Source organism: Pseudomonas sp. JL23, assembly GCF_056933585.1.
Genome location: NZ_CM167795.1, coordinates 6,382,437 through 6,395,892, shown reverse-complemented (window position 1 = coordinate 6,395,892; position 13,456 = coordinate 6,382,437). Strand labels below are relative to the sequence as shown.

Annotated in this window: 8 protein-coding genes; 6 read left to right on the top strand and 2 right to left on the bottom strand. The window is 60.0% G+C overall.

Features of this window, described 5'->3' with window-relative positions:
* The 4 genes from AC1Z24_RS29235 to hemE all read left to right on the top strand — a co-directional run bounded on the left by AC1Z24_RS29235 (position 1) and on the right by hemE (position 9,302).
* Complete coding sequence (locus tag AC1Z24_RS29235; protein WP_483743763.1) at positions 1-1,656, top strand: AAA family ATPase; 1,656 nt, start codon at positions 1-3, stop codon at positions 1,654-1,656.
* A 357-nt stretch (positions 1,657-2,013) separates the two neighbouring features.
* Positions 2,014-6,459, top strand: coding sequence for a glutamate synthase large subunit (gltB, locus tag AC1Z24_RS29230; protein WP_483743762.1), 4,446 nt, complete (start codon positions 2,014-2,016; stop codon positions 6,457-6,459).
* Between the two features lie 132 nt (positions 6,460-6,591).
* Positions 6,592-8,010, top strand: coding sequence for an FAD-dependent oxidoreductase (locus AC1Z24_RS29225; protein ID WP_483743761.1), 1,419 nt, complete (start codon positions 6,592-6,594; stop codon positions 8,008-8,010).
* A 227-nt stretch (positions 8,011-8,237) separates the two neighbouring features.
* On the top strand, positions 8,238-9,302 hold the full coding sequence (gene hemE / locus AC1Z24_RS29220; RefSeq protein WP_483743760.1) for a uroporphyrinogen decarboxylase: 1,065 nt from the start codon (positions 8,238-8,240) through the stop codon (positions 9,300-9,302).
* Between the two features lie 118 nt (positions 9,303-9,420).
* On the opposite strand, the gene AC1Z24_RS29215 is transcribed toward hemE, so the two are convergent.
* Positions 9,421-10,671, bottom strand: coding sequence for an MFS transporter (locus AC1Z24_RS29215; RefSeq protein ID WP_483746734.1), 1,251 nt, complete (start codon positions 10,669-10,671; stop codon positions 9,421-9,423).
* A 346-nt stretch (positions 10,672-11,017) separates the two neighbouring features.
* Between AC1Z24_RS29215 and AC1Z24_RS29210 the strand changes: the two genes are divergently transcribed.
* Positions 11,018-11,908 carry a LysR family transcriptional regulator gene (locus tag AC1Z24_RS29210; RefSeq protein ID WP_483743759.1) on the top strand — a complete coding sequence of 297 codons (891 nt, stop codon included), beginning with the start codon at positions 11,018-11,020 and terminating at the stop codon, positions 11,906-11,908.
* A 113-nt stretch (positions 11,909-12,021) separates the two neighbouring features.
* On the top strand, positions 12,022-12,861 hold the full coding sequence (locus AC1Z24_RS29205) for a S1 family peptidase (RefSeq protein ID WP_483743758.1): 840 nt from the start codon (positions 12,022-12,024) through the stop codon (positions 12,859-12,861).
* 147 nt (positions 12,862-13,008) lie between these two features.
* On the opposite strand, the gene AC1Z24_RS29200 is transcribed toward AC1Z24_RS29205, so the two are convergent.
* Complete coding sequence (locus tag AC1Z24_RS29200; protein ID WP_483743757.1) at positions 13,009-13,455, bottom strand: excinuclease; 447 nt, start codon at positions 13,453-13,455, stop codon at positions 13,009-13,011.
* Position 13,456 lies beyond the last annotated feature (1 nt).

Genomic DNA, 13,456 nt, shown 5'->3' with positions numbered 1-13,456 from the left:
ATGACGAGTTTGCACGCCGACGAGGCCTTCCTCGGCCATTACCAGTTAAGTCATGACCCTTTTGCACCACGGGTGCCTGGCTTCAAGTTCTTCCCGGCGCAACGCAAGCCGGTGCTGGGGCAGCTTCATCATCTGGCACGTTACAGCCAGCTGCTCCTGCTGGTCACCGGCCCTCAGGGCAGCGGCAAGACGCTGTTGCGCCAGGCGCTGGTTGCCAGTACCAACAAGCAATCGGTGCAGAGCGTGGTAGTTGCCGCGCGAGGCGCCAGTGATGCTGCGGGTGTCATGCAGCAGGTCGCCCAGGCACTGGGGACTTCCCATGCCGACATGCGCACCGTTCAAGCCCAGGTCGTGCAACTGGCCCTGACCGGCCAGGAAGTCTACGTGTTGGTGGACGATGCGGAACAACTCGGCGATTCCGCCCTCGAAGCCCTGTTGGTTTTGGCGGCCGGGACTGCCGAGGGGCGTCCTCATGTGTTCCTGTTTGGTGAGGCTTCGTTGATCGATCGCCTGGAAACGCTGTGCGACAAGGTCTCCGGCGAGACCGAAGGCGAGCGTTTCCATGTCATCGAGTTGCAGCCTTACACCGAGGATGAAACCCGCGAATACCTGGAGCAGCGCCTCGAAGGTGCCGGGCAGGGGATCGGCTTGTTCACGGCCGAACAGATCAGCGATATTCACGAACATTCCAATGGCTGGCCTGGTGCAATCAACCAGGTGGCCCGAGATTCGATGATTGAAGCGATGATCGCCAGTCGTACGGCGGTCAAGCGTCCAAGTATGGGGTTCAAGATGCCGAAGAAACACGTATTGGCTTTAGGAGCCGTGGTAGTGGTCGGGGTACTGGCCGCGTGGCTGATGCCGGGGCGTGGTGGCAACAGCAACTCCACTGCACCCGCAGCACCTGCCGCTCAGGCGCAACTGCCGCTGGGCCAGGGCAAGCCGGTCGCGCAGCAGTCCAATAACGGTGGTCCGGCCATTGAATTCGCGGGCAATACCCAGCCGATGCCGTTGCCATTGGTCGGTAATTCTCAACCCGTGATGCGCGGCCCGTTGGCCGAGGCGGCCGGTTCGGGTGATGGCGACGATGATGGCGTGCCGTCCGCGTCGCCAGGCCAGCCACCGACCGTCACCACCACTGCGCCGCCACAAGGCGCTGTTGCCAGTGCCGTGCCGCAAGGCCCGCGTTCGTCCATTCAGCCACCTGCCGGTGCGGCAGCAGCTGCTGCAGCCGCTGCGGCTCGTCCAGCGCCTGCTCCGGCGGCCAAGCCAGCGCCTGCGCCGACGCCAGCTCCTGTGCAGGTCGCCACGGCCAAGCCAGCGCCCAAACCAGTCGAGAAGCCAGCGGCCGCAGCCAAACCGGCAGCGGGCGGTAACTGGTACAGCAGCCAGGCACCGGGTCACTATGTGGTGCAGATCCTTGGCACCAGTTCCGAAGCGACCGCTCAGGCCTACGTGGCCGAGCAGGGCGGCGAGTACCGTTACTTCAAGAAAACGCTGCAGGGCAAACCCTTGTATGTCGTGACTTACGGTAGTTTTTCCGACCGCGCTGCCGCCCTGGCCGCCATCAAGGTCTTGCCAGCCAAGGTTCAGGCTGGTAAACCTTGGCCTCGTACTGTCGCCAGTATCCAACAGGAACTCGGCGCCACTCGCTGATGTCGCAGCGACCTTACCCAGGTCGCTCACCCAGCTCTCCTGAATTGCCCACGAGCGCGCTGCTTTCCGGTAGCGCGCCTTGTGGTGTCTGCGTTACAGACACACGCCAAATCCAGGACGCGTTAGTCAGAATCACCCAAAAGGACTTTGACTAGCACGGAATCCGCCTGTAAAACTTTCATAAATGCGACACGAATTTGCGACGCTTCGTCGTTTAATTTGTGGGCTTTTGTGTCGCTGTGTACAATGACCTCCCATTTGCCCCCGCAAAGCCGACGAACGTTCGGCGTGGATGGTAACCGGTTGAATTGAAAAGAAATTTGCCTCGCAGAGAGGCAGCCTGGTGAGAAAGTGTCTATGAAAGCAGGTCTGTACCATCCGGATGAATTCAAGGATAACTGTGGTTTCGGCCTCATTGCTCACATGCAAGGCGAGCCCAGTCATCATCTGTTGCAGACGGCTATTGAAGCCCTGACCTGCATGACCCACCGTGGTGGGATCAACGCTGACGGCAAGACCGGCGACGGTTGCGGTCTGTTGATTCAAAAACCCGACATGTTCCTGCGTGCCGTTGCCACTGAGCACTTCGGCAAGGAGTTGCCGCGCCAGTACGCGGTCGGCATGGTCTTCCTCAATCAGGACGACGCCAAGGCTGAAGCCGCACGCGAGAACATGAACCGCGAAATCCTTGCCGAAGGCCTGGATCTGGTCGGCTGGCGCCAAGTGCCGATCGATACCAGCGTCCTCGGCCGCCTGGCCCTGGAGCGTCTGCCGAAAATCGAGCAGGTGTTTATCGGTGGCGAAGGCCTCAGCGATCAGGAGTTCGCGATCAAGCTGTTCAGCGCGCGTCGCCGTTCGTCGGTGTCCAACGCCGCTGATACCGAGCACTACATCTGCAGCTTTTCGCACAAGACCATCATCTACAAAGGTCTGATGATGCCGGCCGATCTGACGGCCTTCTTCCCGGACCTGAGCGACGAGCGTCTGCAAACCGCGATCTGCGTGTTCCACCAGCGCTTCTCCACCAACACCCTGCCGAAATGGCCGTTGGCGCAGCCGTTCCGCTTCCTCGCCCACAACGGCGAGATCAACACCATCACCGGCAACCGCAACTGGGCCCAGGCCCGTCGCACCAAGTTCGCCAACGATCTGATGGAACTCGATGAGCTGGGCCCGCTGGTCAACCGCGTCGGTTCCGACTCATCGAGCATGGACAACATGCTTGAGCTGATGGTCACCGGCGGCATCGACCTGTTCCGTGGCGTGCGCATGATCATTCCGCCAGCGTGGCAGAACGTCGAGACCATGGACCCCGATCTGCGGGCGTTCTATGAGTACAACTCGATGCACATGGAGCCGTGGGACGGCCCGGCCGGCGTCGTGATGACCGAAGGTCGCCACGCGGTGTGCCTGCTCGACCGTAACGGTCTGCGCCCGGCGCGTTGGGTCACCACCACCAACGGCTATATCACCCTGGCGTCGGAAATCGGCGTGTGGAACTACAAGCCTGAAGACGTCATCGCCAAGGGCCGCGTCGGCCCGGGCCAGATCTTCGCCGTGGACACCGAAACCGGCCAGATCCTCGACACCGATGCCATCGACAACCGCCTGAAGTCGCGCCACCCCTACAAGCAGTGGCTACGCAAGAATGCCCTGCGCATCCAGGCCACCATCGACGACCATGACCATGGTTCGGCGTTCTACAGCCCGGATCAGCTCAAGCAGTACATGAAGATGTACCAGGTCACCTTCGAAGAGCGTGATCAGGTCCTGCGTCCGCTGGGCGAGCAAGGTCAGGAAGCGGTCGGTTCCATGGGCGATGACACGCCGATGGCCGTGCTGTCGCGTCGTGTGCGCTCGCCTTACGATTATTTCCGTCAGCAGTTCGCTCAGGTCACCAACCCGCCGATCGACCCGCTGCGTGAAGCGATCGTCATGTCGCTGGAAATCTGCCTCGGTGCCGAGCGCAACATCTTCCAGGAATCGCCTGAGCACGCTTCCCGCGTGATCCTCAGCTCGCCGGTCATTTCCCCGGCCAAGTGGCGCTCGCTGATGAACCTGGAGCGTCCGGGTTTCGAACGCCAGATCATCGACCTCAACTACGAGCAAGGCGTGGGCCTTGAAGCAGCGGTGCGCAACATCGCTGACCAGGCTGAAGAAGCTGTGCGTTCCGGGCGTACCCAGATCGTTCTCAGCGACCGTCATATCGCGCCGGGCAAGCTGCCGGTCCATGCTTCCCTGGCGACCGGTGCCGTGCACCACCGTCTGGTCGAGAAAGGTCTGCGTTGCGACAGTAACATCCTGGTCGAGACCGCTACCGCCCGCGACCCGCATCACTTCGCTGTGCTCATCGGCTTCGGCGCCTCGGCGGTCTATCCGTTCCTGGCCTACGAAGTGCTGGGCGACCTGATCCGTACCGGCGAAGTGCTGGGCGATCTCTACGAAGTGTTCAAGAACTACCGCAAAGGCATCACCAAGGGCCTGCTCAAGATCCTCTCGAAGATGGGTATCTCGACCATCGCTTCGTACCGTGGTGCGCAACTGTTCGAAGCCATCGGCCTGTCCGAGGAAGTCTGTGACCTGAGCTTCCGTGGCGTGCCGAGCCGTATCAAGGGCGCGCGTTTCGTCGATATCGAAGCCGAGCAGAAAGCCCTGGCCGCCGAAGCCTGGAGCCCGCGCAAGCCGATCCAGCAAGGTGGCCTGCTCAAGTTCGTCTACGGCGGTGAATACCACGCCTACAACCCTGATGTGGTCGCGACCCTGCAAGCCGCCGTGCAACAGGGCGACTACAGCAAGTTCAAGGAATACACCGCGCTGGTCGATGAGCGTCCGGTCTCGATGATCCGCGACCTGTTCAAGGTCAAGACCGCCGAGCAGCCGCTGGCCATGGAAGAAGTCGAGCCGCTGGAGCAGATCCTCAAGCGCTTCGACTCCGCCGGTATTTCCCTTGGCGCTCTGTCGCCAGAGGCCCACGAAGCTCTGGCCGAGGCCATGAACCGTCTGGGCGCGCGTTCCAACTCCGGTGAGGGCGGCGAAGATCCTGCACGCTACGGCACCATCCGCAGCTCCAAGATCAAGCAGATCGCTACCGGTCGTTTCGGTGTGACGCCGGAATACCTGGTCAACGCCGATGTGCTGCAGATCAAGGTGGCCCAGGGCGCCAAGCCGGGCGAGGGTGGACAACTGCCTGGCGGCAAGGTCAACGGCCTGATCGCCAAGCTGCGCTATGCGGTGCCGGGCGTGACCCTGATCTCGCCGCCGCCGCACCACGACATCTATTCCATCGAAGACTTGTCGCAGCTGATCTTTGACCTCAAGCAGGTCAACCCGGCCGCACTGGTATCGGTGAAGCTGGTGGCAGAAGCGGGCGTCGGCACCATCGCTGCCGGTGTGGCCAAGGCTTATGCTGACCTGATCACCATTTCCGGCTATGACGGCGGCACCGGCGCGTCGCCACTGTCGTCGATCAAATACGCGGGCGCTCCGTGGGAACTGGGCCTTGCCGAAACCCACCAGACCCTGCGCGGCAACGACCTGCGCGGCAAGGTCCGGGTACAGACCGACGGTGGCCTGAAAACCGGCCTCGACGTGATCAAGGCAGCCATCCTCGGCGCCGAAAGCTTCGGCTTCGGTACTGCGCCGATGATCGCCCTGGGTTGCAAATACCTGCGCATCTGCCACCTGAACAACTGCGCCACCGGCGTAGCGACCCAGAACGACAAGCTGCGCAAGGACCACTACATCGGCACCGTCGACATGGTGATCAACTTCTTCACCTATGTGGCCGAAGAAACCCGCGAGTGGCTGGCCAAGCTGGGCGTGCGCTCCCTGGAAGAGCTGATCGGTCGTACCGATCTGCTGGAAATCCTGCCGGGCGAAACCGACAAACAGAATCACCTGGACCTGACACCGCTGCTGGGCAGTGACCATATCCCTGCCGACAAGCCGCAGTTCAGCCTGGTCGACCGCAACCCGCCGTTCGACAAAGGCCTGCTGGCCGAGAAGATGGTCGAGCTGGCCAAGCCGTCCATCGAAAGCCTGAGTGGTGGCGACTACGCCCTGGATATCTGCAACTGCGACCGCTCCATCGGTGCCCGTATCTCCGGCGAAATCGCCAAGCTGCACGGCAACCAGGGCATGAGCAAGGCGCCGATCACCTTCCGCTTCACCGGTACTGCCGGGCAGAGCTTTGGCGTGTGGAACGCTGGCGGCCTGAACATGTACCTGGAAGGCGACGCCAACGACTACGTCGGCAAGGGCATGACCGGTGGCAAGCTGGTCATCGTTCCGCCTAAAGGCAGCCCGTTCAAGACCCAGGACAGCGCCATCATCGGTAACACCTGCCTGTACGGCGCCACTGGCGGCAAGCTGTTCGCTGCCGGTACTGCGGGCGAGCGTTTCGCCGTGCGTAACTCCGGTGCTCACACCGTTGTTGAAGGCACCGGTGACCACTGCTGCGAATACATGACCGGCGGTTTCGTCTGTGTACTGGGCAAGACCGGCTACAACTTTGGTTCCGGCATGACCGGTGGTTTCGCCTACGTGCTCGACCAGGACAACACCTTCGTTGACCGGGTAAATCACGAACTGGTGGAAATCCAGCGGATCAGCGGCGAGGCGATGGAGGCTTATCGCACTCACCTGGAGGGCGTGCTGGCTGAATACGTCGCGGAAACCGACAGCGAGTGGGGGCGTAATCTCTGGGAAAACCTGGATGACTACCTGCGCCGCTTCTGGATGGTCAAGCCGAAGGCCGCGAGCCTGAAGTCGCTGCTCTCCAGCACTACGGCCAACCCACAGTAAAGCAGCTGCGAGTGGCGAGCTTCGAGCAGCTAGCTTGAAGCGCGCACCTGCAAACCGAATTTGATTTTTTGCAGCTTGAAGCTCGTAGCTCATAGCTCGTAGCTTGAAACTGTCGTGTAGAGGTTCCAGAGTATGGCCGAACGTCTGAGTAACGACTTCCAGTTCATCGAAGTCGGACGTAAAGATCCGAAGAAAAAGCTGCTGCGTCAGCGCAAGAAAGAGTTCGTGGAGATCTACGAACCGTTCAAGCCCCAGCAGTCCGCCGACCAGGCCCACCGTTGCCTGGGCTGCGGTAACCCGTATTGCGAATGGAAGTGCCCGGTGCACAACTTCATTCCCAACTGGCTCAAGCTGGTGTCCGAGGGCAATATCCTCGCCGCCGCCGAGCTGTCCCACCAGACCAACACTCTGCCGGAAGTCTGCGGCCGGGTCTGCCCGCAGGATCGTCTGTGCGAGGGTGCCTGCACCCTGAACGACGGTTTTGGCGCAGTGACCATTGGTTCGGTGGAGAAGTACATCACGGATACCGCGTTCGCCATGGGCTGGCGTCCGGACATGTCCAAGGTCGTGCCGACCGGTAAGCGCGTCGCCATTATTGGTGCCGGTCCTGCTGGCCTGGGCTGCGCTGACGTACTGGTACGTGGCGGCGTGACCCCGGTGGTGTTCGACAAGAACCCGGAAATCGGCGGCCTGCTGACCTTCGGCATCCCCGAGTTCAAGTTGGAAAAAACCGTACTGAGCCATCGCCGTGAAGTCTTCACCGGCATGGGTATCGAGTTCCGCCTCAATACCGAAGTCGGCAAGGACATCAGCGTCGAGCAACTGCTCGCTGAATACGATGCAGTGTTCATGGGCATGGGCACCTACACCTACATGAAAGGCGGCTTTGCCGGTGAAGAATTGCCGGGCGTGCACGATGCCCTGGATTTCCTCATTGCCAACGTCAACCGCAATCTGGGCTTCGAAAAGTCGGCGGACGATTTCGTCGACATGAAAGGCAAGAAGGTCGTGGTCCTGGGTGGCGGCGACACGGCGATGGACTGCAACCGTACCTCGATCCGCCAGGGCGCCAAGTCGGTGACCTGCGCCTATCGTCGCGACGAAGAAAATATGCCGGGCTCGCGCAAGGAAGTGAAGAACGCCAAGGAAGAAGGGGTGAAATTCCTCTACAACCGCCAGCCTATCGCCATTGTCGGTGACGGCAAGGTCGAAGGCGTCAAGGTAGTCGAGACTCGCCTGGGCGAGCCCGATGCCCGTGGCCGTCGCAGCCCTGAGCCGATCCCCGGTTCCGAAGAGATCATCCCGGCCGACGCCGTGGTCATCGCTTTCGGTTTCCGTCCAAGCCCGGCGCCATGGTTCGAGCAGTACAGCATCGAAACCGACAGCCAGGGCCGCGTGATCGCCCCAGAGCAATCGCAGTTCAAGCACCAGACCAGCAACCCGAAAATCTTCGCCGGTGGCGATATGGTTCGCGGTTCTGACCTGGTAGTGACCGCGATCTTCGAAGGCCGTAATGCGGCTGAAGGGATCCTCGACTATCTGGGCGTCTAACGACACCCTGTGGGGCTGGCTCTTGTGGGACCGGCTTTAGCCGGGAAGAGGTCGGTGAATCCGATGCATCTGCTGTGTCAGAAATGCCGTCTTCCCGGCTAAAGCCGGTCCCACAGAGTTGGCATCCTCCGCGACAAATTGACTCCATAGATAAAAGGCACGGTACTTACCGTGCCTTTTGCGTCGCGCTCTGAGAAAATGCCCGCACTTTTTTTCCGGATGCCGACATGACTGCCCTGAAGAACGACCGTTTCCTTCGCGCCCTGCTCAAGCAGCCCGTTGACGTCACGCCGGTATGGATGATGCGCCAGGCCGGTCGTTACCTGCCGGAATACCGCGCCAGCCGTGCCCAGGCCGGCGACTTCATGAGCCTGTGCAAGAACCCGGAGTTCGCCTGCGAAGTTACGTTGCAGCCGCTGGATCGTTACCCGCTGGACGCCGCCATCCTGTTTTCCGACATTCTCACCGTGCCTGACGCCATGGGTCTGGGGCTGTATTTCGAGACCGGCGAAGGTCCGCGCTTCAAGAAAACCGTCACCACCATGGCCGACATCGAGGCCCTGCCGATCCCTGATCCGCAAAAGGACCTGGGCTACGTCATGGACGCAGTCAGCACCATTCGCCGCGAACTCAATGGCCGCGTGCCATTGATCGGCTTCGCTGGCAGCCCGTGGACACTGGCTACCTATATGGTCGAAGGCGGCTCGTCGAAAGACTTCCGCAAGTCCAAGGCCATGCTCTACGACAATCCGCAAGCCATGCACCTGCTGCTCGACAAGCTGGCGCAGTCGGTCACCGCTTACCTCAACGGCCAGATTCTTGCCGGTGCGCAAGCGGTGCAGATTTTCGATAGCTGGGGCGGCAGCCTGTCGTCGGCGGCCTATCAGGAATTTTCACTGGCTTACATGCGCAAGATCGTCAGCGGCCTGATCCGCGAGCATGACGGCCGCAAAGTACCGGTCATCCTGTTCACCAAAGGCGGCGGTCTGTGGCTGGAGAGCATTGCCGATGCCGGTGCCGACGCCCTGGGCCTGGACTGGACCTGCGACATCGGCCAGGCCCGTCAGCGCGTGGGTGCGAAGGTCTCGCTGCAAGGCAACATGGACCCGACGGTGCTCTACGCCAACCCGACCGCTATCCGCCAGGAAGTCGCGCGCATCCTCGCCAGCTACGGCAGCGGCACCGGCCACATCTTCAACCTCGGCCACGGCATCACCCCGGAAGTCGACCCGGCCAATGCGGGCGTCTTTATCGAAGCGGTGCATGAGTTGTCGGCGCAGTATCACCAGTAAGGCGATATTTCCTGAGGCCGGTTTTTGTGGGACCGGCTTTAGCCGGGAAGGGGCCGGTGCCGTTGATATATCTCTATAGTATTTGCTGGCCCTTTCCCGGCTAAAGCCGGTCCCACCGTTAAATCGTTCCATTCGTCGCCAATGGCGGCAGCTTCGCCAGACGCAGCGCCACCACCAACGCCACCACCAGCAATGCACCGATAAACACGCCGATGCCATGCCAGCCCGCGTAGTGCCAGAACACCCCGCCGCCCGTACCCGCCACGCTTGAGCCCACGTAGTAGCTGAACAGATACAGCGACGACGCCTGCCCCTTGGCCTTGACCGCGCGGCGGCCGATCCAGCTGCTGGCCACCGAGTGAGCGCCGAAGAAACCGAAGGTGAAGATCAGTACCCCAATGATCACCACGGCCAGCGGCGTGAACACGCTCAGGGCGACGCCGATCAACATCATCACGATCAACGCCCATAGCACCTTGCGTCGGCCCAGCCGATCAGCAAGGGCACCGGCTTTTGCCGAGCTGTAGATGCCCGACAGGTAGACGATGGAGAACAGGCCGACCACTGCCTGGCTCAGGTTGTAGGGATCGGCCAGCAGGCGATAACCAATGTAATTGAACAGGGTCACGAACGAACCCATCAGCAGGAAACCGATCAGGAACAGCAGCGGCAGACCGGCATCGCGAAACTGCACGACAAAACCATCGAGCAGGCTGCGTGGATGCAGGGAGCGGGCGCGAAAGTTGCGCGACTCGGGCAGCATCTTCCAGAACACCCCGGCTGCGACGAGGGCAATCAGGCCCATGACCGCCAGTGCCACATGCCAGCTGACGTAATCGCTGAGCACCCCGGTAATCAGCCGTCCGCTCATGCCGCCAATGGCGTTGCCGCCAATGTACAGGCCCATGGCCAGGCCGATATGTTGCGGATGAATCTCCTCGCTGAGGTAAGTCATACCCACTGCGGCCAGGCCGCTGAGGGACAACCCGATCAACGCCCGTGTGATCAACACGCCCTCCCAGGTCGGCATAAAGGCGCTGGCAATGGTGAACAGTGCGGCGGAAAACAACGAAAAGACCATCACCGACTTGCGCCCCAGCCGGTCGGAAATCGGCCCGGTGATCAACAGACCCAAGGCCATCATGGCGGTGGAAACAGAGAGGATCAGGCTGCTTTGCGCCGCGTTGATCGAGAACTCACGAGACAGCACCGGCATCATCGGTTGCACGCAGTAGAGCAGGGCGAAGGTGGCAAAGCCGCCGGAAAACAGCGCCAGTACCGTGCGCATGAAAGCAGGGGTGTCTTTCTCGATATAGGTATCGCCCAACGGAATTGCTGACTCGATCCGGACGGTCTCTTCAGCAGGCAGGGTGGGGGCAACAGCAGTTCTCACGGTGGACCTCGAAGTGGTCGGGGGCGGCAATGAGTAAAGAATATAGCTGGCTAATGATTCATTCCAATATATTATTCGACCTGTTTGATAGGTTTAACGACTCAATTATTGGTTTGCTGGTATTGGCAGTGCCCTTGACCCCGCGAAGTCATGCGGCAAATACAAAACTAACGTGGGACCGGCTTTAGCCGGGAATGCGCCAGCAAGGTCGATACATTTCTATCGTGTGTCCCATTGTCTTCCCGGCTAAAGCCGGTCCCACAAAAAACCGCTTTTTAGTGAGTTATGTCATGTTTGATAACAGCGCATTCAAGGAAGGCCCATGGAACTCCGTCACCTGCGTTACTTCATCGCTGTCGCCGAAGAGCTGCATTTCGGCCGTGCCGCGCAACTGCTGGGCATCTCCCAGCCGCCATTGAGCCAGCAAATCCAGGCATTGGAACAGGAACTGGGCGCACGGCTGTTCGAACGCACCAACCGTCGGGTCGAGCTCAGCGAGGCGGGGCGGTTGTTTCTCGTCGAGGCGCGCCTGGTATTGGCGCAAGTCGAGAAGGCGGCGGATGTGGCGCGACGGGCGCAACTGGGTGAAATCGGCGAGCTGAAGATCGGCTTCACCGCGTCGGCGCCTTTCACCTCGCGCATTCCCCAGGCTATCTTTGCCTTCCGCCAGCGCTTCCCGGACGTACATCTGGCGCTGCAGGAAATGAGCAGTCGCGAAGTGGCCGAGGGACTGGAAGATCAGTCGATGCAGGTCGGCATCATGCGCCCGCTGCCGTTGCCGGACACTCTGGTAGCGGTGGAGCTGTTTCGCGAGTCATTGGTGGCGGTATTACGCACCGACCACCCCTTGGCAAAAAACGGGGACGAAGGGCTGTATCTGGAGGCATTGGCGACCGAGCCTTTCGTCTTCTTCCCGCGCTCCTATGGCAGTGGGCTGCGCGGGCAATTGCTTGACCTTGCCCGCCAGGCCGGTTTCACGCCGTTGTTCGCTCAGGAAGCAGTCGAAGCCATGACCCTGATCGGCCTGGTCGCCGCAGGTCTGGGGGTGACGGTATTGCCCGCGTCCTATCAACGCATGCGCATCGACGGTGTGGTCTACCGCACCTTGCTTGACCCAGACGCCACCAGCGCGGTGTGGCTGGTACAGCGCAAGGATCAGCAATCGCCCAGGGCCAGGGCATTTGTTGAGTTGGTTACCCAGCAGGCGGGGTGATATTCATCTGCGTACCTATCATTTCTGACAGTATCGGCAAGTTTTTTTGAGCGTTACCTTTACTGCTCAACTCGCACCTGGCAATAGGCGAGAGCGCAATTAAGGAGATAACCATGAACAGATATATTCTGGGGCTGGGTATTTTTAGCTTCGTATTAACAGCGGGTGCAGAAGAGCGGATTGTTGGCGGGGAGCTAGCGCCGAAAGGGGCGTATCCGTTTTTCAGCACGATAACGCAAGAGGACGGCCGGCATATTTGCGGCGGCGCGCTTATCGCTTCGCAGTGGGTGTTGACGGTGGCTCATTGTATTCGCGGCCAGTTACCCCAATTTGTTCAAATCGGTATGGAGCAATATGATCCAGAGGTGATCAGCCTGGAAAAAATTGCAATCGCTGAAGTTTATATTCCGAAAGACTATAAAGGATGGCAGCTCTATTCAGCCAAAGCGAAGGATGTCTTTAGCAGCGGTCAATACGATATTGCTTTATTGAAGTTAGAAAAAGCTGCCAAAAGTGACCGTTTTTTAAAACTTGATAAAGAGGTAAAGGAGCAGGTTGGAGATTCGGTAATTCTGGCAGGCTTCGGAAATATAGAGTCTGGAGGGCGGCCTGATCAACTTCTTCATGCCAAGGGCAAGATTCCTGAAGACCGACAATGCATTGATGTTCCTGAAGGATTTCCTGATACCAACTTCGATCCGGCGCTTAATGTCTGTGGGCCTGATATCGCCCGGGGGGGAGACTCTGGTGGGCCGTTGCTGTACAGGAAAAATGGTGAGTTTGTCGGCTTGGGGCTGGTGAGCCGCGGATTGATTGACTCCGGACAGTTCACACGCATTTCGTTCTTCCAAGACTGGATGGACGTGATTATGAACAGTGATAAATGTAAGGAGTTCGAACCGCTGTCTAGCGGGGTGCGTCTCTGTTCTGCGGTCCCAGCAATTGTTAAATAGAGGATATTCCGAGCGAAGGCGCTGAGTTAGGGGGGCTTTTGTGGGACCGGCTTTAGCCGGGAAGACTTGGGTATGATCGACACATTTCTGTCGTCTGTCACAGCGTCTTCCCGGCTGAAGCCGGTCCCACAGGGTGAGGCTGGTCGATCAGTTGACCTTGCTCAGATCACCCTTCAACGCCACGCCCGCCATGATCGCGCCCGCATGGCACTCATAGGTCGACGGGTCTTTGCGTTCTACTGATTTGTAGAAACTGACGATATTGGTCACGGCGTTGGCGTTCACTTTCTTCGCCGCTTCCTGCAGTTGCAGGATGGCCGATTGCACGACCCAGTTGCAGGCTTCAGGGTCGGTCTTGTTAAAGGCGTTGGTTTTCTTGTTGGTCACGGCGCCGGGAGTGATGACGGTGACTTTGCCTTTGGGCTGTACGCCCGCCAGGTAGAACTTCACGCTGCCGTCGATTTTGCCCTCTTGGGTCATTTGCGCGATGACGGCGTCGAATGGCAGGTAGTGCGTCGTGTCGCGGGCCTGACTGATCGCAGGCAGTGCAGACAGGGTGATGGCCGCAGCAGCGATCCAGGATTTCAATTTCATA

Coding starts and splice junctions, on each gene's coding strand:
- hemE (WP_483743760.1), top strand. CDS start 8,238: ATGACTGCCCTGAAGAACGACCGTTTCCTTCGCGCCCTGCTCAAGCAG.
- AC1Z24_RS29200 (WP_483743757.1), bottom strand. CDS start 13,455: ATGAAATTGAAATCCTGGATCGCTGCTGCGGCCATCACCCTGTCTGCA.
- AC1Z24_RS29210 (WP_483743759.1), top strand. CDS start 11,018: ATGGAACTCCGTCACCTGCGTTACTTCATCGCTGTCGCCGAAGAGCTG.
- AC1Z24_RS29235 (WP_483743763.1), top strand. CDS start 1: ATGACGAGTTTGCACGCCGACGAGGCCTTCCTCGGCCATTACCAGTTA.
- AC1Z24_RS29225 (WP_483743761.1), top strand. CDS start 6,592: ATGGCCGAACGTCTGAGTAACGACTTCCAGTTCATCGAAGTCGGACGT.
- AC1Z24_RS29205 (WP_483743758.1), top strand. CDS start 12,022: ATGAACAGATATATTCTGGGGCTGGGTATTTTTAGCTTCGTATTAACA.
- gltB (WP_483743762.1), top strand. CDS start 2,014: ATGAAAGCAGGTCTGTACCATCCGGATGAATTCAAGGATAACTGTGGT.